Below are 24,037 nucleotides of genomic sequence, written 5' to 3' on the forward strand. Positions count from 1 at the left end.
GATGGCACGGCGGACCCTGGCATGCGCGGCGGCGCTGCTGGTCCTGTTCAGCGCAGTTTCCGCCCGTGCGCAGGCGCCGGACTGGCAGACCCGCGCGGCGACCGCCGCGGACCTGCTCGAGCGTACCTGGGGCACGGCGGACGGCTGGAAGGCGAGCGAGAACTGGCAGCGCTTCCCCATTACCGACGTGCTCATGGACTACCAGCGCCGCACCGGCGATCGCCGCTGGTCGGGCAAGATCGCGGCCGCCGTGCGCAACCGCGCGGGGCGCTATCTCAACGATGATGATCTCTGGGCGGTAATTGCCAGCGTCGATGCCTGGCAGGCGGACCACGATCCCGAACTGCTGGCCTGGGCAGCGACGAACTACAGCCGCATCGTCTCAGAGCACTGGGACGACCGCTGCGGCGGCGGCCTGTGGTGGGATCCGCAGCACACTTACAAGAACGCGATCACCAACGAATTGCTGCTCACCGCCTCCACGCGGCTCTACCTTGCGACCGGGCAGCAGACGTACCGCGATTGGGCGCTTCGCACCTGGAGCTGGTTCGCGGCATCGGGCATCATCGGGCCGGACGGGCTGGTGAACGACGGACTGGCCATCAGTGAAACGGGCGCGCAGTGCCGCAACAATGGCGCGCCGCGCTACACCTACAACCAGGGCGTGCTGCTGGGCGGGCTGACCGATCTCACAACCATGACCGGCGATCCGCAATACCGGGACGCTGCCTTGCGCACGGCGCTGGCCGCCACCCGCACGCTGGTGACAGCGCAGGGCCTGCTGACCGAGCCGACCGATGCGCTGGGCAGCGACGGGCCGATGTTCAAGGGCGTTTTCGTCTACCACCTCGGCCATCTCGTCGAAGCTTTGCCCGATGGCCCCGAACGCGCTGAAATCCGCGCATGGCTTGCGCGCAATGGCGAAGCGGTCTGGGCGCTGAGCGCCGGGGGCAGCCAGCCGGTCGACGGGCTGTGGAGCGGGGGATCGGGGCAAGTGGGTGCGGCGGCGCAGGCCTCCGCCGTCGCACTGTACCTCGCTGCCGGATCCTGACGGCGCCGTCCGCGCCGCAAACCTCACGCCGCGTAGGCCGCGAGTTCACGGGCGAGGACTTCGATGCAGGTCCGGACACGCTGGCTGCTGCGCAAGCTGGGATGGCTCACCAGCCAGATTTCGAGCGGGACATCAACTTCAGGGAACAGGCGCACCAGCGCGGGATCCCGGACCGCCAGCGGGCACTGGCAGACCGCCACACCCAGCCCGGCGCGCATGGCCGCGAGCTGGGCGAGCCCGCTATCGGAACGGAGCCCGAAATCCCTGGGCGAAAGCCTGAACTGCTGCGCGGCGAAGGCATCGAGCAGCACCCGCGACCGATCATAGCCGATCAACTGGCCTGACCGCAGCAGCGCATCGAGCGCTGGCGGCGCACCGTGTGCTTCGAGCCAGGTGCGATGCGCGTAGAGACCGAGCGGCACCTCACCCACCTTGCGGGCGAGGAGATCGACCTGGCTCGGGCGCACCATGCGCACGGCAAGATCGGCATCGCGGCGCAGGAGGTCCGCCACATCATCACTGAGCGCGAGTTCAAACTGCAGTCCCGGATAGTCCTTGCGCAGCCCGGCGAGGATCGGCGGCAGCACTTCTGCGCCCATCACTTCGCTTGCGGTTATGCGCACCGTGCCGGCCATGGCGTTTCCGGCGCCGGAGCCCATGCGGATGAACTGCTCATAGGCGGCTTCCATCGCCTCTGCCGGTTCGCGCAGGGCCAGCGCAACTTCGGTCGGAACCAGCCCGGATGGCGAACGCACGAACAGCGGTGCGCCCAGCCCGCCTTCGAGCTCTTCCAGATGACGCCGGACCGTCGGATGCGTCAGGCCCAGCCGCCGTCCAGCTGCCGAGAGCGAGCCCTGCCGCAGGATGGCAAGGAAGGTGCGGCACAGTTCCCAATCCGGAATGGCGTTGCTCATATATTTTCGTACAGCAATTGGACTTGTTTAGACAATTACAAACAGCAGCAGCGACGGGCATTTCGGGAGGCATGGACACAAGCCAAGGAGATGCAACGTGGAACTCGCCGCCAACGACGTGAACGAACAGGCAGCAGCACCGGCCGGGCTCGGGGCCGCGCGCGGCATGGTTGCGGGGCTGCTCAGGCTGGAAGGCGCAGTTGCATTGGCGCTCGCCACGATCGCCTTTCACCGGATGGGCGGCAGCTGGTGGCAGTTCGCCTACCTGTTCCTGCTGCCGGACCTTTCGATGCTGGGCTATCTTGCAAACCGCCGCCTGGGCGCGTGGCTCTACAACGCGGGGCACACTTATGGATTGCCGGCCCTGCTGGCGCTGGCAACGCTTGCTCTCGCCAACCTGCACCTGCTTCCGATCGCGGCAATCTGGGCCGCGCATATCGGCTTCGATCGCTTGATGGGCTATGGGCTAAAGTACGAAACGGCCTTCGGCGCGACGCACCTTGGCTGGCGCGGTTTATGAGTTTACGGCCTGGTCAGCGAGCAACCGCGCCAGCGCCGCGTTGATAAATGCCGCATCTTCAGGGTTCCGCCCGCCGCCTGCCATATGCCCCCAGACCGACGGGATCACGTTGAGTTCGGCATTGGGCATGTGCGCGACCTCGATCTCGCTGTCTTCGGGCGGGAAGTAGAGGTCGCTGCGGCAGGGCATCACCACGGCTCTGGCAGTGATCGCCGCCAGCGCCTTCGCGAAGTCGCCATCAAAGCGCTGATCATGGCTGATGTCGGCGGCCTGCCAGGTGGCCAGCATCGCCAGCAGATCGTTGGCGTCGATCGCCTGGAAGGAAGGCTCCCAGGCCAGCGAAAGAAACGCCTCCATCGAGGGCAGGCCGAGCAGGTCGCGATCGAGATTCTGGCGGAAAAAGGTCTGCGACCAGGCCCACCCGGCGTAGACCCGCGCGAAAGCGGTGATACCGGTGACGGGCGGCGCGCTGTAGTTTCCGCCCGCAAAGGCCGCATCGGCCATCAGCGCCGACTTGCACCCTTCGAGGAACAACCAGTTGTGCCGCGATACCCGCGCCGAACCGCAGAACGGCGCGATCCGCTCGACCATGTCAGGGAACAGCGCGCCCCATTGGAATGCCTGCAGTGCGCCCATCGAAAAGCCGGTCACAAGCTTGAGCGAGGTGATCCCGAACACTTCGGTGATCAACCGATGCTGGAGCAGAACGTTGTCACGCACCGTCACCAGCGGAAACCGCGGACCATCGTGCGGCGCCGGCGTGTTGCTGGGCGAGGATGAGAGGCCATTGCCCAGCATGTTGGGCACGATGATGAAATACGTCGCCGGATCGAGCGCCATGCCCGGTCCGATGGCCCAGGCGTTGCTGGTGTGCGTACCGGAGTAGTGGGTCGGATAGACAATCGCGTTGTCGCGCGCGGAATTCAGTGTGCCATGCGCGACATAAGCGACGCGCACCGCCGGCAGCACGATACCCGATTGAAGCGTGACGTCGCCGGCCTCGAAGATTTCATAGTCCGCCATTCGCCATCTCCTTCCGGCCACGTCGTGCCACGCGGGTCGGGTCGCTACAACCCTGCCCTCCCGGGCTGATGGCCACGGCCTTTCATCCCGGCTGCAGCAACACTACAACCACTCCCAAAACCGGGAGATGGCTTTCGTGACACCTGACGAAATGATCGCGCTTTCAGCCGCCGATGCTGCAAGCGCAATGCGCGAGGGCCGCGTGACCGCGCTGGCCTATGCCGAAGCCGTGCTGGCGCGCTGCGCGGCTGGGGCGGACCTGAACGCGTTCATCACGCTCGATCCAGAAGCGGTGCGCGCCGAGGCCCGTGCCGCTGATCGACGCCGCGCAGCTGGCGAGGTGCTCGGCCCGCTCCACGGCCTGCTGGTGCCGATCAAGGACAGCATCAATACCGCCGACTTGCCGACCACCGCCGGAACGTCTGCGCTGCGCCGCTTCCACCCGGCCACCGATGCTCCGGTCGTCGCCCGCCTGCGCGCGGCCGGGGCAATCGTGCTGGGCAAGACCAATCTGCACGAGTTGTCGCTGGGCTGGACCAGCAGCAACATGGCCTATGGCCCGGTGCGCAATCCCTGGGACCGCATGCGGATACCCGGCGGCAGCAGCGGCGGCAGCGCGGCAGCGGTTGCGGCCGGTATGGCGCCGCTCGCCTTGGCCGAGGACACCGAAGGATCGATCCGGGTCCCGGCGGCGCTATGCGGGATCGCCGGATTCCGGCCCACGACCGGCCGCTACCCCAACGAAGGCTGCGCGCCGATCACCAGCGAGTTCGATCAGGTCGGACCAGTTGCCCGGCAGGTATCCGATCTGGTGCTGTTCGATGACGTGATGACCGGCGAGGCCTCGCCAGTGGTGGTCCCATCGCTTGCCGGGCTGCGGCTCGGCGTGGCACCCGGCTACTATTTCGCGGACCTCGATCCGGCGGTGGCCGAAGCGGTCGATGGCGTGATCGGACAACTGGAACGCGCCGGGGTGGCGATTGTCAGGGTCGATTTGCCGGGGCTGGCGGAACTTATCGAGGCGATTACCTTGACGGTGCAGATCCACGATGTGGTGCCCTCGCTCAGGCGCTGGCTGGCCGCATCCGGGGCGAGCATCACCTATGAAGCATTGCACGCCGAAGTGAGCCCCGATGTGAAGGCCCTGCTCGAGGCCTTTGCCGTGCCGGGTGCGCCGAGAGCCATTCCGGAAGAGCTCTACGCGGCCGCGATCACCGTCCATCTGCCCGCGCTCAAGGCCCTGTTTGCAAAGTGGTTCGCCGAAAACCGGGTCGATGCCATGCTGCTCCCCGCGACCAGAATCCAGGCAACCCTGATCGGCGAAGGCAGCACAGTGCGTATTGCTGGCAGCGAGGTGCCGTTCGAAGCCGCGATCTCACGCAACATCGCACCGGGCAGCACCGCTGGCCTTCCGGGCCTTGTGCTGCCTGCCGCGCTGGCTGGCGGCCTGCCGGTTGCCATCGAACTCGATGGTCCCGCGGGCAGCGATCGCAAGCTGCTGGGTATCGGGCTTGCCGTCGAGGCTCTGATCGGGCGCCTGCCGCCGCCTCCTGCGATCAGTGCGGGGTGAACAGCGATTTCCTGAGGACGACGTGGACCCCTTTGTTGCGATCAACCAGTTCAGTCACTTCCACGTCCCCCGCCACGCTCATCAGCATATAGGCGTCATCACGCGACAGGCCTTTTTCCGTGACCAGAAAGTCGAGCATGTTGCGCAAGGCCTTGCGCGTGGCGTTGCTCAGATCGTCGTCAAAGCCCATCGCGATAAAGGCATCGGGGGTTTCGGCGCGCGGATAGGGTGCTTTCAGGCCCTTGTGCAGGATGAACTCGAACGTCCCCGTCAGCGAGGTTTCGAGCGCGGTGATATCGACCTCGCCGTTGCCTTGCGCGGCATGTCCATCGCCCACCTGAAACAGCGCGCCGGGCGCATGGACGGGCAGGAACAGCGTTGTGCCGGCCACCAGCGCCTTGTCGTCCATGTTGCCGCCATTGATGTTGGGCGGCGCTGAATCGTAGCGGCCAAAGCCCGGCGGCGGTGCCACTCCAATGCTACCGAAGAACGGATGCAGCGGCACTTCGATGCCGGGCGCAAATTGCGCAGTCATCCGCTGCCGGTCGAGCGGGATGATGCGGATGCGCGAATAGGGGAAATCATCGGTCAGGAAGCCGGTGCCGACCCCGAAGGCGTTGTACGAATAGGGGATCGGCAGATCGATCTTGCGGATGCGCACTTCCAGCGTATCGCCCGGCTCCGCACCTTCGATGGCGATCGGGCCGGTCAGGATATGGCCGCCGGGCCCGCGCGCCGCCGCCGGCACGCCGTCGAACACCGCACGCAGCGCCGGCTCGACATCCTGCGGGGCCACGCCCGCCTTCTCAAGCCGGGTGGGGCTGCTGGTGAGCAAAGTGTGGATGACCACCGTATCGCCGGATTGGATGGTCAGCACCGGCTTGTCAGCGGCATCGTAATGACCCCAAGCGACCGTCTGGGGTGTGGCCGGAAGTTCATAAGTCTTTGCAGCTGCCGGGGCAGCAAAGGCCAACGCGGCGAGCACGATCAAACGCATCAGGCACTCCCTCATCTCTGTTCCAGGCGCAAATAACCATCGATCGTCATCCGCGTCAGTGCGCGGACTGATTCTCGAATGTGAGTAGGCCATAATCCATCGACGAGCACCTCAACGATTGCGGCCTCGCGCGTCAGTCCATTGAGGGAATCAGCGCCGCCACACCTTCGTCGATGCGCTGGCAACTTGGGTCCAGGCTGCCGCGTCGCCACAGCTATCGGTAACGATGGGGATGGGCAAAACGGATGTGCGTTCCTGTACCAAACCCGCCCGGCCGACCTGACCGACGATCCTTACCGATACCAATCCGAGCGTGCCATTCGCGCCCGCGCCAAAGCCTTGTTTCGCATAGTCGCCAGTGCTTATGGTCACGCGCCGTCAGTCAACGTTTCAGGTCGCAATCTCGGCCGCCACGCGCAGGCCTGCACGGATCCGGTCCATGACGCCTGGATCTGCCTTGGCGGAATGGACGACGTAGGCTGAATAGGAGAATTCCGGACCACCCGGCACCAGCGCAAGACGTCCATCCTCCAGATAGGAGCGGATGAAGCCCTTGCGAAAATAGCCACTGCCGCCAACGGTCAGGATATATTCCAGCGCGAGCGGACCGTAGCTGATCGAAACAACCGCGTTCGGCCTGTCGGGAAAGGCCGCGTGATAGCTCGCGGCGAAATCTTCGCCCCAATCTATCTGGACATGGCTGTTGGGGCCAGGAGGTCCACTTGTCGTGGTGCTGCGGGCCAGAACCAGTTTCTCTTCGAACAGGAGCTCGACGACCAGACCGGGCCGGCTCGACGCACCGTATATCACGGCAACGTCGAGCGATCCGTCCTGCACCTGCTCGATCAGACGCTCCGATGTATCGATCCGTGTGCTTACTGCAATTTCAGGACATTCCCGGCGCATCCAGATCAGCCAGTGCCGCAGCAAGGGGTTCCACAGGCTGAGCTCTACACCGATGGTCACAACCGTTTCGCGGCCCGGCGGCAGACCAACCGCCAGTTGAGCCCTCGCCCAGACCTGAACGAGCGTGGTAGCAAAGCGCTGGAACTGCTCCCCGGCTGCCGTCAACCGTGCGCCCGACTTGTTGCGAACGAACACCTGCCGGTCGAGTTGCTCTTCCAGAACGCGAATGCGGGCGCTGACGGCCGTCTGTGTCAGGTTCAGGTTTTCCGCTGCGCGAACGAAGCTGCCGGTCTTGACGACTTCAAGGAAAGTGCGCGCGATAGCGATATCCATGACGCAAGATTTCTCATTTCAAACATGGTTGTGATGCGCCGGATTTCTGTCTGATTGGCAGAAAAGGATAGCCCGGCAATGGAAGCAGCGGTGAAAAAGCGGACTCTCGCTGCCCGTTATCTCCACAAACAAGGGCTTTTCAAGGGCCTGCCGCAGACGTCCTGCACTAACTTCAAATTTATTGATCTATAACAGCAATATTTTGACCTATGGCCAGCGGTCAATCGCCGGTAGGCGCCCGCGTCAACCGGGGGCGTTCGGATCGCTTGGCGACGAGCACAGCTGCCCCCTTCTCGAATGCGGGAATGGATGGTCACGCTCACGGCGCCTCTACGATTGCAACTGCCCGAGCTGCGGGTGGATCCGCAAAAGTTGCTGTTCTCGCTGAGCAGCTTTCTTGCGGCCGCGATCACGTTGGCCATTGCCTTCACCGCCAGTTTCCCCCGGCCATGGTGGGCGCTGCTGACAGTCTACGTCACCGCGCAGCCGATGGCGGGCGCATTCCGGCCCAAGGTGCTTTACCGCCTTGGCGGCATCCTGACCGGCGCCTTCATGACGCTGCTGCTGGTCCCCAACCTGCAGAACACGCCCGAACTGCTGGTGCTGTGCCTCGCCGCGTGGACGGGCCTGTGCATCTACCTTGCGGTGCTGGACCGGACGCCGCGCGCCTTCCTGTTCCAGATGGCGGCCTTCAGCGCGGCGGTGATCAGCTTTCCCTATCTCGACGATCCCGCCAACATCTTCGACACCACGATCGCGCGAGTGCTGGAAATGGTGGTGGCCATCCTGTGCGTCACCGCGGTCCACGCGCTTCTTCAGCCGTGGAGCGCCACGCCGGTCATCCGCGCGCGGGCGCGCTCGTTTCTGTCGCATGGACGCCGCTGGACCGCCGAGGCGATCTCGAGCCAGCACACGCGGCTCGAGAATGAACACCGCCGGGCCCTGGCGGCGGATGTGACCGAACTGGGCATGCTCGCCATCCACCTGCCCTTCGACCAGCGCTGGGCGCCCGCCACAAGGCGGCGCGTGATGGCGCTGCAGCAAAAGCTGGCCAGCATCATCCCGCTGGCCTCCGCCGCCGCGAACCGTCTCGATCTTCTGCGCACCGGTGCGGGCATTTCGCCCGAACTTGCGATGCTGCTCGATGATATCACCGTGTGGCTGCAGCGCGGCGAGGACGGCCCGTCACGCGGCACCGCACTGGCGGCACAGGCGCGGCAACTGGCCGGACAGGCAGAGGAAGCAAATGACTGGAATGGCCTGCTGAGGGCAAGCGCCTGCCTGCGCATCGCCGAATTTCTGGAGGCCCTTGCCGCTAGCCAGCACCTTGCCGACCATATCGGCGAGCCCGGCGGTGCCTTTGACGACTTGCATGACGCCGCTCCCTTCATGCTGGCACGCGATCATGGCGTCGCAGCGCTGGCGGGCCTCGCGACCGCGGTTGCCATCATGCTCTACTGCGCGGTGTGGATCCTGCTGGCCTGGCCGAACGGGTCGGCAACTGCGGCCTTTGCGGCGCTGATCACCTGCTCGTTCGCCGCGCAGGACGATCCCGCACCGGTGATCGGCCGCTATCTCATCGCGACGCTCAAGACCTTCCCGCTCGCCGCGCTCTATCTGTTCGTGATCCTGCCGCGTGTGGACGGCTATGAAATGCTTGTCATCACACTGGCGCCGGCGCTGATATGGATGGGATATATCCAGGCCGACCCCAGGCGCTCTCCCGAGGCGCTGCCGATGTTTTCCTGCTTCATCGTAGCCATGGGCTTTCTTGCCCGCTTCCAGGCCGATTTCGCGAACTTCATCAACACAGGGCTCGCACAGGTCGGCGGGATCGTGGCAACGCTCACGGTGACGCGGCTGTTCCGTTCGGCCAATGTGCTGTGGGCGGCGCGGCGCATCGTGCGCGCCAACTGGGCGGACATCGCCGAACTGGCCGACATTCGCCGTCCGTTTCGCGCCGACCGATGGACTGCAGCGGCCACTGATCGCCTCGGTCAGGTCGCCGCGCGCATGGCCATTGCCCACTCCGCCAGCGATCTTCATGCCGCAGACGGTCTTGTCGACCTCAGGATCGGGCGCAACGTCATCCCCCTGCGCCGCGCGCTGACACACGTCCCGTACGACGTCCGTCATCATCTTGGCACCGTTCTGGCAGACCTGAAGGCCCTTTACGCGCAGCGCTGGTGGAAAGGGGTGCTGGTCCCTGCCCCCGATGCTCTGCGCCAGCACATTGACCACGCGATTGGCGACCTCCTGACCCTGCCCGCCGAAGAACACCGGGGGGCCGCGCTGCACGCGCTTGTGGCGATGCGCTGCAATCTGTTTCCAGCCGCCGAATGGCCACAAGGGGCTGTGGCCGCATGATTGAGGAGGTCCACGTCCTCGGCGTCTACATGCCCTCTGCCCTGGTCTGGGCGGTGACAGCGGCCGTGGCCGTCTACCTCCTGCGCGTGCCGTTGCAGCGCCTGCCTGTGGAGCAGCTGCTGTGGCACCCGGGCCTGCTCGATCTCCTGCTGTTCGTTCTCATCTGGTGGGGGCTCGGAGCTTTCGCCGACACGTTCCTCACCTCTTTGCTGGCTCCCTGATAATGCCCATCCGTCAGAACCTGCTTCGCACGCTCGTGACCCTCGCCGTCCTCCTCGGCATCCTCGCCGGCATCTATGCGCTGTGGCTGCGCTATCAGGTCGCGCCGATCACGCGCGACGGCAAGGTCCGCGCCGATCTCGTGCCCGTGGCGGCCGATGTCAGCGGCCTTGTGACCGAGGTGCGGGTCGGCGACAATCAGGTCGTGAACAAGGGCGACGTGCTCTTCGTGATTGATCGTCCGCGCTATCAGCTGGCGCTGCAGCAGGCCGAAGCTACCCTCGCCAACCAGCAGAGCGCGCTTGCGCAGGCGATCCGGGAAGACCGGCGCAACCGGTCAATGCCCGAAGTGATCGCAGCCGAACAGATCGAGCAGGGCAGCGCCAAGGTCGAGGAGCTTGCCGCCGGAATCCGGCAAGCTGTCGCGGCGCGGGATCTTGCGCGGTTCAACCTTGGCCGCACGGCAGTGCGCGCACCGGTCGGCGGAACGGTCTCCAACCTGTCTCTCCAACCCGGCGTCTACCTGACCGCAGGCAAGTCCGCGCTTGCGCTGGTCTATAACCAGTCGATGCGGGTCGAAGGCTACTTCGAGGAAACCAAACTGCCCGCCATCCGCATCGGCGATCCTGCCAGCATCTACCTGATGGGCGTGCGCGACGAGATCACCGGACACGTGGAAAGCATCGCAGGCGGGGTCGAGGATCGGGAAAGGGCGGGCGGCGATGGCCAGCTCGCCAACGTCAATCCCTCGTTCACCTGGGTCCGGCTCGCCCAGCGCATTCCCGTGCGCATCGCAGTGGACAAGATCCCCGCCAGCGTCCGCATGATCCCGGGGCAGACTGCCACGGTCATCGTCCACCCGCGCAACGACGGGCGCGAAATTCATCGCAGCCTGCCATGGTGAGACCCATTGCCATTCGGGGCCTTTCGCTGCTGCCAGCGCTGTTGCTGGCAGGTTGCGCGGCCGTGGGGCCGAATTATCACGTCCCCGAGAAAGCCGTGGTCAATGCGCCTGAAGCGCATGGCGCGTTTCGTTCGGGCGCAGCTGTCACCAAAGCCGAACCGCTCCCCGATCGCTGGTGGCAGCTCTTCAACGATCCCGTGCTGGACGGGCTCATCACCCGCGCGCTCGAAGCCAATACCGACCTGCGGGTGGCAGATGCCAATCTGGAGCGCAGCCTCGCGCTGCTCGGTGCACGCGCGGCCGACCGCGAGTGGCAGGGCAGCCTCAACGCGGAAACCAGCTATGCCCAGCGCTCGGCAGAAGCGGAGCTGCAGCACGTCCAGCCACCGCGGCGCCAGATCTACAATGCGGGCCTTGCGTTCAGCTACGATCTCGACCTGTTCGGCGGGCTCAAGCGCGGGATCGAGGCGGCTACCGCCGATACCGAAGCCGCAGTAGCAGCGCGCGATCTGGTCAGGATCAACGTCGCCGCAGAAACCGCGCGCGCCTATGCCGATGTCTGCAACGCCGGCTTTCAGTTTGATATTCTGGAGCGGTCAGTTGCCCTGCAGGGGGAAAGCCTCGCACTCACACGCATCCTCGTGAAGAACGGCCGGGCGGCATCTTATGAGATCGACCGACGGCAAGGTCTGCTCGAGGCGGTCAGGTCCCGCCTGCCTCGGCTCGCCGCGCGGCGGCAGAAAGCGCTGTTCAGAATCGCGGTGCTGCAAGGACGCACCCCCGAACAGGCCGATACTTCGCTGCTTGCGTGCCGCCGCCCGATCACTCTGGCGCAGGCCATCCCGGTTGGCGATGGGCAGGCGCTGCTGCGGCGCAGGCCCGATATTCGCATGGCAGAGCGCAGGCTTGCGGCCTCCACCGCGCGCATCGGCGTCGAGACCGCCGCGCTTTATCCCGACATCAGGCTGGGCGCCTCGATCGGTTCCACCGGTGCGGCGGCGGATGCGCTCTCGCCGCTCACCAACCGCTACGGGCTTGGCCCCCTGCTCAGCTGGACGGTCAACCGGCACGCGGCGCGGGCGCGGATCGATGCCGCAGAAGACCAGAGCCGAGCCGATCTGGCGGCATTCGATGGCGCTGTGATCAAGGCGCTGCGCGAGGTGGAGACTGCGCTCAATTCCTATTCGGCCGGGCTTGAGCAGCAGGCCGATCTGGACCGCGCGCGCGACGAGGCCATGCGGGTAGCGAGCACAGCCGCGCAATTGCGGCGGGGCGGCAAGATCGCGGCGCTCCCCATGATCGAGGCAGAGCGGGATATGGTCTCCGCCGAACTCGCCGCCGCCGAAGGGCGCGCCGCGACCAATGACGATCAGATCACCTTGTTCCTTTCGCTAGGCGGAGGCTGGGCCAGCTTGTCGAGGGAAGCGCAACATTCCTCGCACTGAGGCCGCGGCTGCCCGTCACGCGAGACTGCCCAGGATCTCCACCAGAACGGGCCGCAGCCGCTGGATCTCGTCGCGGTGGACGGCGGAAAGGTCCTCAAGCAGGCGATAGGCCTTTCCGGTTAGCCGCAGCAGCGCACGGCGGCGATCCCCTGCGCCGGTTTCGCGCGTGACGAGCCCAAGCGCTTCGAGGCGGTCGATCAATCCGGTTGCGCTGTGCGGCTTGAGGATCAACCGCTCCGCCACGTAGCCCACCGTGGCCCGGCCGGGATCGGCCGCCCGGATCGCCAGCAGCGCCTGATGCTGCTGCGGGGTCAAGCCCACCTCCTGCGCGCGCGCTTCACTGAAGGCCAGAAAACTGCGGAGCGCGTGGCGGAAACTGGCCAGCGCAACATAATCGGCATCGTCCAATGGCGCAGGCCTTTCGGGCATATCTATCTCCACCGTTGAATTATATCGTAATGCGATATATCTGGCGCCGGGCAGCAGCAGGAGCGCTACCCACCGATGTCCCACATGCCAGTCCGTACCGCCGCCAGCCACCCACTTGGCGACCACAGTGCCGATTTGCGCATGATGCTGCTCGCGGCAATGGCGATCTTCGTCGGAGCGGGCGGCGCAATGGGTGCATGGGTGCTGATCAAGCTGATCGCCATTGCCACCAACGTGTTCTGGTTCGGCAGACTTTCCGCAACCGCCGCCGTGATCACCGATGCCTCGGTAGGGGTCTGGATCATCGCCATACCGGTGATCGGCAGCCTTATCGTCGGCCTGATGGCGCGGTTCGGCTCTGACAAGATCCGCGGCCACGGCATTCCCGAGGCGATCGAGACGATCCTGTTCGGGGAGAGTCGCCTGTCACTGAAGGTCGCACTGCTCAAGCCGCTCTCGTCTGCGATCTCTATCGGGAGTGGCGGCCCGTTCGGCGCCGAGGGACCGATCATCATGACAGGCGGTGCCATCGGTTCTCTGTTCGCGCAGTGCTTCCAACTGAGCGCAGCTGAACGAAAGACCCTGCTCGTCGCGGGTGCTGCTGCGGGCATGACCGCCATCTTCGGCACCCCGCTTGCGGCCATCCTCCTTGCCCTTGAAGTCCTGCTGTTCGAATGGAAGCCACGCAGTTTCGTGCCGGTAGTGGTTGCGGTGCTGGTATCCTATGCCTGTCGCCCGCTGCTCATCGGCGCTGGTCCGATGTTTCCGATGACAGCCACGCTGGCTGGCGGTCCGGCGAGTCTAGCCGCCGCATTCGCGATCGGCCTTATGACCGGGCTCGAAGCAATGCTGCTTTCCACCTCGCTCTACCGGGTCGAGGACCTGTTTCACAAATTGCCGCTGCACTGGATGTGGTGGCCAGCCATCGGTGCGCTGGCTGTCGGGCTGGGCGGCATGGTCGATCCGCATGTGCTGGGCGCGGGCTATGCCAGCATCGAGGTCTTGCTGGGCGGCGCTCCGGCCATACGAGCAGTGGCCGTGCTGTTGATCGTGAAAGCGGCTGTCTGGCTGATCGCGCTCGGGTCAGGTACCTCGGGAGGGGTTCTCGCGCCGCTGCTGATCCTCGGGGGCGCTGCAGGGTTTCTGGTCGGCCAGTTCCTGCCGGGTGAGCCCGGCGTGTGGGCGATGATCGGCATGGCCGGCATCATGAGCGGAGCGATGCGGGCGCCGCTCACCGGTGCGCTATTCGCTGCCGAACTCACCGGCCAGCTTGCGGCAATCCCCTACACTCTGACCGCTGCAGCATCAGCCTATGCTGTCAGTGTGCTGCTGATGCGGCGTTCGATCCTGACCGAAAAGGTCGCGCGCCGGGGTCGGCATCTGCTGCAGGAATATACGGTCGATCCGCTTGAATTGCTGCAGGCCGGGCAGATCATGACACCGGCCCCCGAAACTCTGCCCGGCACCTTGACCACCAAACAGGCGCTGGCCTTCTTCACTTCCGGAGCCAAGTACCGCAGCTATCCCGTTGTGGATGTCGACCACCGCTTGATCGGGCTCGTTTCCCGTGCCGATGCATTGCGCTGGCAGGTGGATCACAGCGCCGCAGAAATCTCGCTGGCAGAGGTGATATCCGATGCCGCGCAGCCGGTTGCCTATTCAGATACGCCCTCAGGTGTTGTGGCAGACTTGATCATTGAAACCGGGATAGGACGGATACCGATCGTGGATCACCTCAGTCACCGCGTCATCGGTCTGGTCTCGAGGCAGGATCTGCTCAAAGCCCGGGCCTCGAGCAGACAGGCAGAGACGGACCGCTCGCGCTTCGCGGCGGCCCCGCGATAGAGAGCAGCTGGGCCGCTCCATAGACGGCCGCGGCAAAAGCAATGGACCACGCGCTTTGGGCCCTAAAAGGCCCCGCCGATCGCGTGGGCGAGGCCGATTGGATGCACCGTCAGTTGGAAACTGAAGCCGCGATCCTGCAGGTCTGTGCTTCCCGCGACGACCACCTGCCTCAGCGCCTGCCCGAAGGTAACGCTGCCTGAAAGCCAATCGGCCGGCGTCCAGGCGAGCCGCCCGCCGACGCTTGCAATGGCCTTCGGAAGGGGCTGCGGGGCCACCCGGTTGCGTGCCAGAGCTCCATCGGCAAAGGCCGAGATTGTGAAGGCACCCCAGCGGAACGCGCTGGCGCCGCCGCGTCTGCGGGCAAGGTCGAAGGGCTGGGCCAACTCGATCGAGCCTACGCCTGCTTCATCGGCAAGGAGCAGGCTTTCGCGGTAGCCGCGTACGGTATCGCTGCCACCGATTGAGAAGCGCTCTGGCGAATAGAGCAACCCGCTTGCCACCTGACCGGCAAAGCGCAACCTGAGCTCAAGCAGCTTGGGACTGATGCGCCGCGCATAGTTGAGCTGAAGCTGCATCGCGGTAAAGAACGGGCTTGGCGTGACCGCACCTGCCGGCACCGAGCGAGTGCCGCCGAGCCCGTGCGACGCCGTGAACGAGGCAGCGAACACCGTGTTCACCGAGCGGCGGGTGTAGTCGAACGTCAGCCGGGCGGCATCGTATTCGGTGCGGCCATCGCGCGATCCGGGGCTGAACGAGAACGGTGTTCCAAGGAGCGAGCTATTGACTTGCCGGTGCACAAGCAACGCGCCGAGCACGGCGCTGACCGCCGGCTGCCAGCGCCCCGCGCCCGATCCCGGCATCAGTGGCCGCGCGAGGAGCGTGCGCGAAAGGCCGCCTTCGAAGTAATACTCCTTTGAGCGGATATCGAGCGGTACCAGCGGCCGATCCACTACCGAGGCGTTATTGAACCCGCCTCTTACCGCCAGCATCCAGCGCGGGGAGAACAGCGGCGCGGAATAGCTCCCGCTGAAGTCCGTAAGCCCCTGGGTCGTGCCATATTGCACACTCAGAAGATCGCCTGCCTGGTGCCACGAGCGAATGCTGGCGCCAACGGCTAGTCGGCGCGCGCCGACGCTAGGCGAACGGTTGTTGGCATAGGTCGTGAACACATCGACTTGCGGCTGGGGAACCACATCGAGCGCGAGCGAAGCCTCGCCCGGCCGCGCGCCGGGCAGCAGGCTTGCGTTCACCGTGCGGATCGCCGGATCGTCGGAGAGCAGGCGGAAATCGCGCTCGATCTGGCGGATATTGAGCGGATCGGCCAGCGCAGAGGGGAGCCGGTGGCGGACATAGTCCGCATCGAGCCCCCGGGCATTGCCGCCGCGGAACGAGACCATGACCAGATTATCACTGCCAGGCGCCGCGATGAGGCGGCCGCTGACAAGCCGGAGCTCAAGTATCCCGTTCTCGCTGCGCCCCTCGATCAACACCCCGGTATTGGGATAGCCGTTGTTGACGAAAGCGAGATTGATCAGCTGGACGAGTGCAGTGATGCGGTCGAACCCGGCATCCGTGCCGATGAGGTGGTTGGCGGCGAACTGCGCCTTGATCCATGCAGCATCGAGAGGTGCCCCTTTCGCGTGCTCCAGCATGATGCCGCTCGCGCCGTCGGCGTTAGGCTGCCAGTCGGACGCGGGCATGGCCGGGCGCGCTGCAGGATCGGCGCTGATGGCAATAGAGGTGAGCAGCATGCTGCCATCGGGTGCGACAGGCGAAGGGGCGGCTGGCGGAGGCGCAAGAAGCGGGGCAGCGGGCGGTTCGGGATAGGCCGGCTGCGCGAGGGTGGGGGCCTCCGGTCCGACACGGTCGACCGGTGCCCCGGCGGTCTGCGGCGCCTGTGCCAGCGCGGGCAGCGGCGCTATCAAGGCGAGTGGGAACAGCGCGCAAAACCTGCTCAGCATGCTGGTCCTTCCAGCATGCCGCTCGCAAGGAACGCCAGTGCCGCCCCCCGGACGGGCAGGAACGCATAGGGCCCGGTGTTACGCCAGCTGATCCGGCTGGTCTCGCCAGTGGCCCGCGCCGAGGCGCACTGGCCAAGCAGCACACGGGAGGCATCGAGAAAATCCAGGCTGGGCGGCGCTGTCCCGGCGCTGACATCGTAGATATTGCTCTGCAGCCGGATCGAGCCATCGACCGAGATCACGTTCGGCCGGTCTGCCGACTGAATGAAGTATTCCGACGCAATGCGCACATCCGCTCCGCCCGCCTGCCCCTTGGCGAGGATCGAGCCGCCGTTGGAGATAATGGCCAGCGGGTCCGATATGGTGATGACGCCGCCGGTGCCCGGACCGGAGGAGGTGGTGATGACGCCGGGATCATGCGCGCCGACAAGCTGCAGGATGCCTCTGGCCTGGGGTATCGTGACAATGATGCTGCCGGCCGGGCCGGAGGCTGAATTTGTGGTTACGGAACCGCCATCCGCGACCGAGAGGTATGTTGTGGTGAGCGCAACCGAGCCCGCGCCGAACGGGACGCTGTTGGCGGGTGACGCCAGCATCGGCTGCTCCGCCAGCTCTGTTCCGGTATTCGAACTGCTGATGCTGGCAGGCCCTGTGATGCTGATGTCGGGCGCGCCGATGATGATACTGCCCGCAACCGCTTGGCTGGCCGACGACGTGGTGATTTGCGATGGACCGGACAGTGCCAGAGCATTTGCGCTGATAGTAATCTGGCCGGATGTTCCGCCGATGCAGGTTCCATTGCCGCAGCCGCTTGTTTGCGAGCTGATCTTGCCATCAAGAAGGCGCAAGGTGTCTGCTTGAATCGAAATGTCGCCTGCCGATCCCGTGAAGCCTGTTTCTGACGAAATGGTCGCACCGTGGTCGATCACCATGGTTCCCGCTTTGAAGGTTACCGTACCCGCGCTGCCCGTGGCGAGGCAGGTTCCATCGCCACAGGCAAAGGAACTCGTGAATATGTCTCCGCCGAGTATCTCGGCCATTTGCGCGGAAATCCGGATATCGCCTGCACGGCCCGGACCGAGCGTAGCCGAGGAAATTGACGGGGTATCCGTCATCGTCAGACGATTACTTTCGATGGAAATAGTTCCAGCGTCGCCCCTCGCAAAGCAGGATGCCTCAATACAGCTGTCTGCCCCGGTTGAATCGGAAGACACGTAGGCAAAGCCGGAGAGAAGGGTGGTTTGGGCCTTTATCGTGATCGAACCGGCGTGCCCGTCACCAAGGGTATCTGAAGATATCCCCGCATCGTCGCTCATCCGCAGGTCGTTCGCCAGGATTGTGATGTCCCCGGCATCTCCGGCCGGCCCGGAAGACAGGCCGTCACACAAGGCACACCTTGTCGCGTCAGAACTGATGGTCGCTGAGCCGGCCATAATGGCGGTTTGCGCCTTGATCACTATCGAACCGGCGTGACCTGAACTTAAGGTGTTGGACGTCACGCTGGAGTCATCGCGCAGAGTCAGTGTGTCCGACTGGATGCTGATGTCCCCTGCATTGCCGCTCCCCAGACAAGACATATCGGCGCAGGAACTCGGGCCGGTAGAAGACGTTGAGATGAAGGCCGCCCCCGATAGCCCGATCGTCTTGCCTGTGATGCTCAGTTTGCCCGCTTTGCCGGAGCCGAAAGTGTACGAGGATACGCCAGCGTTCTCGCGCATGGTGAAACTATCTGTTGTTATTGTGATGTCACCTGCATCCCCGGTCGCCGCACAAGACTGATCCGAGCAGGAACCTTTCGAATTCGAGGTCATGCCTGCCGAACCAGCCATATCGATGGACTTTGCGCTCACTATCAGCTTGCCGGCTGAGCCGACGCCGTTGGTATCCGATGCCAGACTTGAAGCATCGCGCAGGATGAGCGTACCCGCGGTAATGCGGAGATCTCCCGCGTCGCCGGTGGCCTTGCAGGAAGGGTCAAGGCAGGAATCCGTGCTGGTCGAGCTCGATGAGATGGAAGCAGAACCGGACAGGGCAGCGGTGTCGGCGTTGATTGTGAGCGTGCCCGCGTGGCCCGAACCAAACGTGTCCGATGAGACGGACGCATTCTCGCGCATCCTGAGTGTGTTCGCCGTGATGCTGACTTCCCCGGCATCGCCGCTCGCTGCACACGATCGGTCGTTGCAGGACTCGGGACCGGTGGAATCTGATGATATGTAGGCTGAACCAGAAAGGTCTGCGGTGTGGACGTTGATTGTGAGCGTGCCCGCGCGGCCCGAACCCTTGGTGTCAGAGGTAAGGGCGGTATAATCGCGCATCCCCAGCGTGTCCGCCGTGATGCTGACATCCCCTGCATCGCCGCTCGCTGCACACGATCGGTCGTTGCACGACACGGGACCGGTGGAATCTGATGTTATGTAGGCTGAACCAGCAAGTTCGACTTCTTGGGCATTGATTGTCAGCGTACCCGCGTGGCCAGCCCCATAAGTCTCTGATTGAACACCGGCGTAATCGTACATCCGCAGCGCACTCGCCGTGATGTTGACGGCCCCCGCATCGCCAGTCGCCGCGCACGAAGAAACGTTACAAAACGGCGGGAGGTAGGAGTTTGATGAGATCGATGCATCGTCGAACAGTTCTACCTCGATGACATCAATTCCCAGCTTGCCAGCGTGGCCAGCGCCCAGCGTGCCTGTTTCGATGCTGGAATTGTCTCGCATCCGAAGCGCGTTCGCCTTGACGCTGATATCCCCGGCATCACCGGTCGCGACACAGGACAGATCAGCGCAGGCCAGCTCTGCGGAGGAATCCGAGTTGATGTGGGCGAAACCATCCAGATCGGCGCTCCCGACCTCGATGCGGACCATTCCGGCGTTGCCTGAACTGAAGGTCAGGGAGGAAATCTCCGAATCCCCGTGCATCTGCAGCGTTGCCGCCTGGACCGTAACCTCGCCGGCGTTTGCGCCGCCATTGGTGACGGATCGCACGATCGACTTGTCCGATAGCGCGAGATCACCGGCACTGATCGCAATGTTTCCTGCGTTGGACGAGCCCATGTCAGATGCAATGATCACCGATCCACCGCGGACATCAAGGTTGGCCGCGTCGATCGAAATCATGGCGCCGCCGGTGGTAGCGATCACAGTGTTGTCCAGCGCGATGCCGCCGCCGCGCAGGATGGCCGCGCCTTGGCTTCCTCCAGCACTGGCAAGGTTGGAACCTGCCAAGGTGATCTCACCGCTGAGCACTCCGCCATCCCCCGCGCCTTCCAGCGCGATGTCAGCGGCCTGCTCCCCAGGGGCGACCAGGGTCATGCGGCTCGCCGAAATCCTGGCTCCCTCGATCCGCAAATTTGCCCCCACCAGCCCCACCGCGCTCTTGGGGCTCGCCAGCAGCGCCGTGGTGCCCTGCAGCGCAATATCGCCTTCCTGCCCCAGAAATCCGAAGCTCTGCGGCGCAGCGACCGAGAAGGTCGAGCCGGTGGCGGTGGTGGCGGAAAGCATCGCGCCATCGGCAAAGCGCAGTTGCTTGCCGGTCGAGAACCAGGCTGCGCCGGGCACGTTGACCGAAGCTTCCTTGCCAAAGACGATCCCGGCGGGGTTGATGAAGAAAAATGCCGCATTGGGCAGGCCGGTAGAATCCACCGTGCCATTGATCTGCGATACTGTGCCACCGGTCACCCGGTTGATCACATTGGTGACCCTGGCCGGGTCGGTCAGCGTGGTGGTCCAGCGCGCGGTGTCGCCCGAAGCGAGGTTGAACGTGGTGAAACTGTGGAACAGGTTGGTGCCGGCAAGAGTCCCGCCGTCAATGGTGCTGACGTGGTTCGCGCTGGTGACGGTGGTGCCGGCAGCGAGCGCGCTGCCTGCGGTGTCTGGCACGATGGCGGTTTGCTGTGCCCACGCCGGGCTGGCGGCAAGCGCGGCGAGCGCCAGCAGGAGCAGCCGCATTCTCATCGCCACCCGCCCAGCAGGATGAAGGCCGCCCACACGCTAGGATCGGCCAGTTCATCACCCTGCCGGATCAGCGCCAGCTGCGCCTCGCGCAGCGCGGCCGACTTGCTCTTCCCAGCGGAGAGGCCTGTGTAGAAGCCCTTCATAAGCTGTGCGGTGCCGACGTCGTTTACCTGCCAAAGCGAGGCGAGCACGCTGCGCGCACCGGATTGGACTGCGGCGCCGGCGAGGCCAAGGTTGGATTGATCGTCTCCGACCGCTGTCTCACAAGCACTGAGAACCAGAAGGTCGAGCTGCTCGCCCCGCGTCTGGTTGCGCGCGATCAGGCCGCGCAGGTCCGTGATCGGGATCTGCTCACCATCCGCGACGATGTAGGAGCGGTCTGACCGGCCATTGAAGCTGGCATGGGTGGCGAGGTGAAGCACATCGGTCTGCCGCGTGGCGAGCGCGTGTTCGAGATCGGCGCGGCGGAAGTTCTCGATGAACGCACCGTTCCTGTGTCCGGCTACGGCAAAGCGCGCTTCTTCGCTGGTGCCGACCAGCGCGGGGAACCTGCCCACCGGCAGCACCACTTCCTTTTCGAGCGAGGCAGCCACTACGCCGCTTTTTGCGCCGTGGAGGCTGCTGCCGGGCTGCGAATAGGCAAGCGAGGGAACGATCCCCAGATTGGTCTGCTCGATGAGGAACTTGCCCTTGGCGTCGAGCAACGCCGCAAAGGGAAGGGTGCTGAGCGGGCCATCGGGAATGACGACGAGGGTGCTTCCCGCCCCAAGCCGATCCGCGACCGGGGCGATCAGGATATCGTAAAGCTGGCGGGCAGGGGCGCGCCAGCTGTTGTCGCTGCCGTAGCTGACCGAATCGGCCATCTTGTTGACCAGCCCGATCACGTCGGCCCGGCCGACGCTGCGGTTCGCCGGGAGCAGGTGGTATCGCGGCGCCTCGCCGGCCGGGCCCGCTCCGCCTTCGGCATAGATCAGCAGCACGCGGTCAGGCAGCAGCACCGGATAGAGCAACACCTCGTGCGGGCGCAGTTCGGACGGGCGGATCGGCGGCCGACCGGCGACGCACTCACTGCCAAACACGCTTTGCAGTTCAGCCTGCCGGTATTCCTCGACCAGCGCCTGTGCCTCGCCGATGCGTACCGGATCGTCAGCGTTGCTGCCATCGCCCGAAAGCCGGTCAGCAAGCAGCGCTTCATACACTGGCTGGACGCGCAGGGTGAAATTGGACTCCGCCGTCGTCGCATCGAAACGGGGCAACAGCGAGCGAATGCTGTTGAGCGCGCGGAAGGCAGCAGTGAGATGCTCGCTGCGATGATCGGGGTCTGCCTCCGCCAGCAGCAGATACCAGTCCGGCAGGCGGAGCGGGAGACTGCCGCCACTTTCGAGGAAGATGGCCTGGCGCAGCAACCGGCGCGCGGCTTCGCCATCTCCATCGCGGAGGGCGAGGCGCGCCTTGAGCGCGGCGGCCGGCGCGCGCTGGACGGAATTGTCAGCGCCTTCGCTTAACTGCCTTGCCGCGATATCAAGGCGCAGATCACGCGTTGCTGCACCCGATGTGATTACTGCTTCTGCGAGCCGCTCAATGAGATCGACGCGCACGCTGCGATCAGGAACGCGGCCGGCATCATCAAGTGCGGCAAGTGCAATCCGAGCGGCATTCTGGCGGGACGAGGCCAGTTCGGAGGGCGTGCGGCGGGCGTGATCAAGCCAGTAACGTGCGAGCCGGACACTCGCCTTCGCCTCGGTCTCAAAGGCACCCGAAGCGCGCGCGCCGCTGATCGCGCAGTTGAGGGCGCTCACCGAGACAAAAGCGGCGCCGGGGGCCGTTGTCCCGCGCCGGTCCATCAGGAGGCATCCGGTGCCCTGCTCCTCGCCGCCATCTGCGGGGGGGACTGGGCTGCGCAAGGCTGCCCGGCGCAATCCGCGCGCACCGGTGGCATATCCTCCGAGGTTCAGAATGCCAAGCCGATAGGCCGCAAGGGCGCCAAGGTCTTCTCTTTGCGAAGCGACGGCAAGGCGGTATCCATCGGAGAGCAGCAAGCGCGCCTGATAAGGGCTGCCGCCCCTGCCAAGGCGATAGGCCTCACCTGCAGCTGCGCAGAACATCGCCGCGGTGGCGGCAGGCAAATGCGATGTGCTGCGCCCAATTGCTGCCTGAAGTATGGCTATCGCGCGGTCAGCCGCCGAAACCTGATCCGCTTCTCGCGCGATCATCGCTTCGGCCTCCTTGGCCGCACCAACAAGCAATGCGCTCTCCGCATTGGCTGTAGCATCAACTAAAGACCGGGGCGGCTCCTCCGCACGAGACGCCTCATCACAGCGCTCAACGAGATCGGCTGCCGGTGGAGCAGCCCTCGCGGCCTCGCAGGAGCAGAACAGCGACGCGCCGGAAAGTAGCATAGCATTGAGTAGGCACGATACTCTGGTCGCAATGCAGCTCCCCAACCGACGTTCCCCCCAATCCAGCCCCAACTATTGAATATCGCAAAAATCCAGCATGGCGAATCAAATTCCGCGCTAACATTATGCATAGGCAGACAGTGAGACCTGTCTCCTGAAACCGGCTCTTTAAAGCGCTGGCCAAGCTGTCATCTATACCTCGAATAATGCACAACTCCGCATTCAAGCACGACGCGGTGCGAATATCGGAATAACTATTGGCACGGCGATAGTTCCTCGGCGCCGTCTTGCCGCGGCCCAGCCCTGGATGATGCTACGAACGGCGCCTGGGTCCATCGAGGCCGTAAACTCATGGATCGCGCAGGACCGCGTAGTGGGCTGAGTCAATGCGGGCACCACGAGGGCCTCCCCCCTCTTCATGCACGGCCTCAAGCTTTTGCGATTGGCGCCGGGGCGGCACTGAACGGGCAAGCCCTGACCCTGGTTCGGTGATCCGGGCAAGCCTCCGCGCCGCTGGGATCAAGCCCGCGATAGTATAGCTTCTGCCATTTGTCCGCCGGCGCAGAAAGCGGCTCTGCCGCCATGCGCTCGTGGAACGCATCGCGCGAGGCGCTCCAGGCGAGGTAGGCTTCTCGCAAGCCCGGTTCGGTCTCGACCGGGGCAATTCGCGCGCTGAAGCCATCGACGGTGTCCCGCGCAATCGGCATCAAGAAAGCGATCGGCTCGCCAGCCTCGAAACGCACCGAGTGCTTCGCTCGGGTGAAGCGCCAGTTCATCGTGAAGCTGTAGGGCGACCAATCGGTCTCGATCAGCCCGCCAAGCGGCGCAATGCCGTCCTTGGCCGCGTTGGGAGAGCCGGACAGCCAAAGGTTCCAGCCGGGCGGCGTGCGGAAGATCGCCGGGATATGGAAGGTCAGCGTGGCCTGACCGAACAGGGCGACGGGTGCTTGATCCGGGCGCGTGCCGGCATCGCACCGGATCACCACATCCTCTGGCCGCATGCCGCCGTTCCAGATTGCCGTAAAGCCGCACGGCGAAAGCACTTCCCAGCCATGGGCATTGGCCATCTTGAGCGGCAGGCAGCGATAAGCGAACTGCTCCGGCGAGGCGTCCATCCAGTCGCGGCGGGACGAGGCAGGGCGCAGCTGCGGCTCCCACCCGGGAAAGACATAGGCGATCAGCTCCACGCGCCCCCTCCCCA

Annotated in this window: 17 protein-coding genes; 8 read left to right on the forward strand and 9 right to left on the reverse strand. The window is 64.8% G+C overall.

Annotated elements, in window-relative coordinates; genetic code table 11:
* Position 1: 1 nt before the first annotated feature.
* Positions 2 to 1,051, forward strand: coding sequence for a glycoside hydrolase family 76 protein (locus tag ACO056_RS00445; protein ID WP_421850188.1), 1,050 nt, complete (start codon positions 2 to 4; stop codon positions 1,049 to 1,051).
* 23 nt (positions 1,052 to 1,074) lie between these two features.
* On the opposite strand, the gene ACO056_RS00450 is transcribed toward ACO056_RS00445, so the two are convergent.
* Positions 1,075 to 1,965, reverse strand: a complete 891-nt coding sequence (locus ACO056_RS00450) for a LysR family transcriptional regulator (protein ID WP_421850190.1) — start codon at positions 1,963 to 1,965, stop codon at positions 1,075 to 1,077.
* A 97-nt stretch (positions 1,966 to 2,062) separates the two neighbouring features.
* On the opposite strand from ACO056_RS00450, the gene ACO056_RS00455 reads away from it, so the two are divergent.
* The gene (locus ACO056_RS00455) at positions 2,063 to 2,485 is read left to right on the forward strand and encodes a DUF4260 domain-containing protein (RefSeq protein ID WP_421850193.1); all 423 of its coding nucleotides are present in this window, start codon (positions 2,063 to 2,065) and stop codon (positions 2,483 to 2,485) included.
* On the opposite strand, the gene ACO056_RS00460 is transcribed toward ACO056_RS00455, so the two are convergent.
* A complete protein-coding gene (locus ACO056_RS00460) occupies positions 2,480 to 3,508 on the reverse strand; it encodes an alpha/beta fold hydrolase (protein WP_421850195.1) in 1,029 nt (342 codons plus the stop codon). The two genes, ACO056_RS00455 and ACO056_RS00460, sit on opposite strands and share 6 nt — an antisense overlap.
* A 136-nt stretch (positions 3,509 to 3,644) precedes the next feature.
* On the opposite strand from ACO056_RS00460, the gene ACO056_RS00465 reads away from it, so the two are divergent.
* Positions 3,645 to 5,078 (forward strand): amidase family protein, encoded by a 1,434-nt coding sequence (locus tag ACO056_RS00465; RefSeq protein WP_421850199.1) that lies wholly within the window; start codon positions 3,645 to 3,647, stop codon positions 5,076 to 5,078.
* On the opposite strand, the gene ACO056_RS00470 is transcribed toward ACO056_RS00465, so the two are convergent.
* Both ACO056_RS00470 and ACO056_RS00475 read right to left on the reverse strand, forming a co-directional pair.
* Positions 5,065 to 6,075, reverse strand: a complete 1,011-nt coding sequence (locus ACO056_RS00470; protein WP_421850202.1) for an acetamidase/formamidase family protein — start codon at positions 6,073 to 6,075, stop codon at positions 5,065 to 5,067. The two genes, ACO056_RS00465 and ACO056_RS00470, sit on opposite strands and share 14 nt — an antisense overlap.
* Before the next feature lie 390 nt (positions 6,076 to 6,465).
* Positions 6,466 to 7,314: a LysR family transcriptional regulator gene (locus ACO056_RS00475; protein ID WP_421850204.1), complete on the reverse strand. Its 849-nt coding sequence runs from the start codon at positions 7,312 to 7,314 to the stop codon at positions 6,466 to 6,468.
* A 309-nt stretch (positions 7,315 to 7,623) separates the two neighbouring features.
* Here ACO056_RS00475 and ACO056_RS00480 point away from each other — a divergent pair, with 309 nt between their 5' ends.
* Genes ACO056_RS00480 through ACO056_RS00495 form a run of 4 tightly spaced genes read left to right on the forward strand, consistent with a single transcriptional unit; the run spans position 7,624 to position 12,249 of the window.
* Positions 7,624 to 9,681: an FUSC family protein gene (locus ACO056_RS00480; protein ID WP_421850207.1), complete on the forward strand. Its 2,058-nt coding sequence runs from the start codon at positions 7,624 to 7,626 to the stop codon at positions 9,679 to 9,681.
* Positions 9,678 to 9,902, forward strand: a complete 225-nt coding sequence (locus tag ACO056_RS00485; RefSeq protein WP_421850210.1) for a DUF1656 domain-containing protein — start codon at positions 9,678 to 9,680, stop codon at positions 9,900 to 9,902. The genes ACO056_RS00480 and ACO056_RS00485 overlap by 4 nt, the downstream gene beginning before the upstream one ends.
* A gap of 2 nt (positions 9,903 to 9,904) precedes the next feature.
* Positions 9,905 to 10,804, forward strand: coding sequence for an efflux RND transporter periplasmic adaptor subunit (locus ACO056_RS00490; RefSeq protein WP_421850214.1), 900 nt, complete (start codon positions 9,905 to 9,907; stop codon positions 10,802 to 10,804).
* Complete coding sequence (locus tag ACO056_RS00495) at positions 10,798 to 12,249, forward strand: efflux transporter outer membrane subunit (protein ID WP_421850217.1); 1,452 nt, start codon at positions 10,798 to 10,800, stop codon at positions 12,247 to 12,249. Before ACO056_RS00490 ends, ACO056_RS00495 begins: the two co-directional genes overlap by 7 nt.
* A gap of 15 nt (positions 12,250 to 12,264) precedes the next feature.
* Here the strand turns inward: ACO056_RS00495 and ACO056_RS00500 are convergent, their stop codons facing one another.
* The gene (locus ACO056_RS00500) at positions 12,265 to 12,678 is read right to left on the reverse strand and encodes a MarR family winged helix-turn-helix transcriptional regulator (RefSeq protein ID WP_421850220.1); all 414 of its coding nucleotides are present in this window, start codon (positions 12,676 to 12,678) and stop codon (positions 12,265 to 12,267) included.
* Between the two features lie 75 nt (positions 12,679 to 12,753).
* Between ACO056_RS00500 and ACO056_RS00505 the strand changes: the two genes are divergently transcribed.
* Positions 12,754 to 14,523: a chloride channel protein gene (locus ACO056_RS00505; RefSeq protein ID WP_421850223.1), complete on the forward strand. Its 1,770-nt coding sequence runs from the start codon at positions 12,754 to 12,756 to the stop codon at positions 14,521 to 14,523.
* A gap of 62 nt (positions 14,524 to 14,585) precedes the next feature.
* On the opposite strand, the gene ACO056_RS00510 is transcribed toward ACO056_RS00505, so the two are convergent.
* The 4 genes from ACO056_RS00510 to ACO056_RS00525 all read right to left on the reverse strand — a co-directional run bounded on the left by ACO056_RS00510 (position 14,586) and on the right by ACO056_RS00525 (position 24,023).
* Positions 14,586 to 16,484, reverse strand: coding sequence for a ShlB/FhaC/HecB family hemolysin secretion/activation protein (locus ACO056_RS00510; protein WP_421850226.1), 1,899 nt, complete (start codon positions 16,482 to 16,484; stop codon positions 14,586 to 14,588).
* Positions 16,478 to 20,431, reverse strand: coding sequence for a filamentous hemagglutinin N-terminal domain-containing protein (locus tag ACO056_RS00515; RefSeq protein ID WP_421850229.1), 3,954 nt, complete (start codon positions 20,429 to 20,431; stop codon positions 16,478 to 16,480). The genes ACO056_RS00510 and ACO056_RS00515 overlap by 7 nt, the downstream gene beginning before the upstream one ends.
* A 2-nt stretch (positions 20,432 to 20,433) precedes the next feature.
* Positions 20,434 to 22,683, reverse strand: coding sequence for a CHAT domain-containing protein (locus tag ACO056_RS00520; RefSeq protein WP_421850232.1), 2,250 nt, complete (start codon positions 22,681 to 22,683; stop codon positions 20,434 to 20,436).
* A gap of 581 nt (positions 22,684 to 23,264) precedes the next feature.
* The gene (locus ACO056_RS00525) at positions 23,265 to 24,023 is read right to left on the reverse strand and encodes a DUF6065 family protein (RefSeq protein ID WP_421850234.1); all 759 of its coding nucleotides are present in this window, start codon (positions 24,021 to 24,023) and stop codon (positions 23,265 to 23,267) included.
* Positions 24,024 to 24,037: the final 14 nt, after the last annotated feature.

The organism is Novosphingobium sp. (assembly GCF_965228995.1).
In the GTDB taxonomy this organism is placed as follows: Bacteria; Pseudomonadota; Alphaproteobacteria; order Sphingomonadales; family Sphingomonadaceae; genus Novosphingobium.